Annotated in this window: 2 protein-coding genes; both read left to right on the top strand. The window is 69.8% G+C overall.

Going from position 1 to position 2,090, the window contains the following annotated elements; genetic code table 11:
- Positions 1 to 200: 200 nt before the first annotated feature.
- A complete protein-coding gene (locus J0670_RS36630; protein WP_207817100.1) occupies positions 201 to 1,607 on the top strand; it encodes a family 2B encapsulin nanocompartment shell protein in 1,407 nt (468 codons plus the stop codon).
- A 265-nt stretch (positions 1,608 to 1,872) separates the two neighbouring features.
- Positions 1,873 to 2,090 (top strand): hypothetical protein (locus J0670_RS36625; protein WP_207817099.1); only part of this gene is annotated, 218 nt, incomplete at its 3' end.

The following is a 2,090-nucleotide window of genomic DNA, read 5'->3' as shown; positions in this document are numbered from 1 at the left end:
TCGGTCACTGTGAGGTCCCGGTCGGGTTCTGGTGATCTAGGGTTCCGGATTGGGCCGCCGGGCGACGGCGACCGCGCTCCTGACCCTCACGAACACCCCCACCAGCAGGCGAATCTGACGATTCGTCATGCCTCGCGCCCGGGGCGGTGCGGTACGGCCCCGGCCGCGTGACCCGACCATATGAATGGAGACCCCTGCCGATGCCCGTGGACACGAGCCCGGAGACACAGCAGGACCGGCAGCAGAGCCTTGCGACGGCGGCTGCCCGCAACCTCGCCACCACGACCAAGTCCGCGCCGCAGATGCAGGAGATCACCTCCCGTTGGCTGCTGCGGGTCCTTCCCTGGGTCGAGGCCCACGGTGGCGCCTACCGGGTCAACCGACGGCTCACCTACACCGTCGGCAACGGCGTGGTGGAGTTCATCAAGACCGGCTCCCAGGTCCGCGTGATCCCGCTGGAGCTGGGCGAACTCGCCCTGCTGCGCGGCTACGAGGACGAGGACGTGCTCACCGCCCTCGCCGACCGCTGCCAGCAGCGGGACTTCGGCCCCGGCGAGGTGCTCACCACCCAGGGCGAGGCGGCCGACCGGATCTTCCTGATCGCGCACGGCAAGGTCAACAAGATCGGCACCGGCAAGTACGGTGACGAGACCGTGGTCGGCGTGGCCGGTGACGGCGACCGCTTCGGCGACGACTCGCTGCTGGACCCGGACGCCGTCTGGGAGTTCACCGCGAAGACGGCCACCTCCGGTGTCGCCCTCACCCTGAGCCGGGCCGACTTCGCCGCGATCCGGGACAACGCGCCGAGCCTCCAGGAGCACCTGGAGGGCTTCCTCGCCCTGCCGCTCCAGGCCCAGAACGAGCGCGGCGAGGCCGAGATCGCCATGTCGTCCGGCCACCACGGCGAGTTCGAGCTGCCCGGCGCCTTCGTGGACTACGAGCTCAAGCCGCGTGAGTACGAGCTGAGCGTCGCGCAGACCGTCCTCAAGGTCCACACCCGCGTCGCCGACCTGTACAACAAGCCGATGAACCAGACCGAGCACCAGCTCCGGCTGACCATCGAGGCCCTGCGCGAGCGCCAGGAGCACGAGATGATCAACAACCCGGAGTTCGGCCTGCTCAACAACGCCGACTTCGACCAGCGGATCCAGACCCACTCCGGCCCGCCCACCCCGGACGACCTGGACGAGCTGCTCAACCGCCGCCGCGACCCCGACTACCTGCTGGCCCACCCGCGGACCATCGCCGCGATCGGCCGTGAGTTCAACGCCCGGGGCATCTACCCCCACCACGTCGACCTCGGCGGGCAGCAGGTGCCGGCCTGGCGCGGGGTGCCGATCCTGCCGTGCAGCAAGATCCCGATCTCCAAGGAGAACACCAGCTCGATCCTGGTGATCCGTACCGGCGAGGACAACCAGGGCGTCATCGGCCTGCACCAGACCGGCCTCCCGGACGAGTACCAGCCCTCGCTCTCGGTCCGCTTCATGGGGATCGACGAGAAGGCGATCATCTCGTACCTGGTCAGCGCCTACTACTCCTGCGCGATCCTGGTGCCGGACGCGGTCGGCGTGCTGGAGAACGTCGAGATCGCGCACCAGCGCCGCTGAGCGCGGAGGACGACGGGGGAGGGCCGTAACCGGTCGGTTCGAAGATCGTTTGACCTGATGACGGACGGCCCGCCCGGAAGGTGGGCCGTCCGCCCCGTCGCATCCGACTGCTGAATCGTTCCATCCGTTCCACTGCGGCCGATCAGGCCGAGTCCGTTCGCTCCTTCCCGGGCGACCCGAGAGGTGTGTGGAGCCCATGCCGCAGCGTCGGCGACTTCTACGGATACCGCTGCACGGCGGTGGGGGCGCGGTTTCCGGTCGGCGGATGCGGCTGGTCGGCGCGGCGGTCGGTGTGGTGGCGATGTGCACGCTGGTCGGCGGTGCCAGTGCCTCCGGTGCCGGGCACCACGGCGGGAACCCGCACGGGCCGGGCATCGACATCTGCGTGTGCACGGAAACGGACGTGTCGACGTCGGTCGGACCGGGCGGGAGCGTGGACGTCGGTGTGGACGTGGACGTCCAGGTCGGGGTCGGCGTCGCCCC

The sequence above is a fragment of the Streptomyces sp. FH025 genome (assembly GCF_017427025.1).
GTDB lineage: Bacteria > Actinomycetota > Actinomycetes > Streptomycetales > Streptomycetaceae > Kitasatospora.
This window is presented reverse-complemented; position numbering and strand designations above follow the sequence as displayed.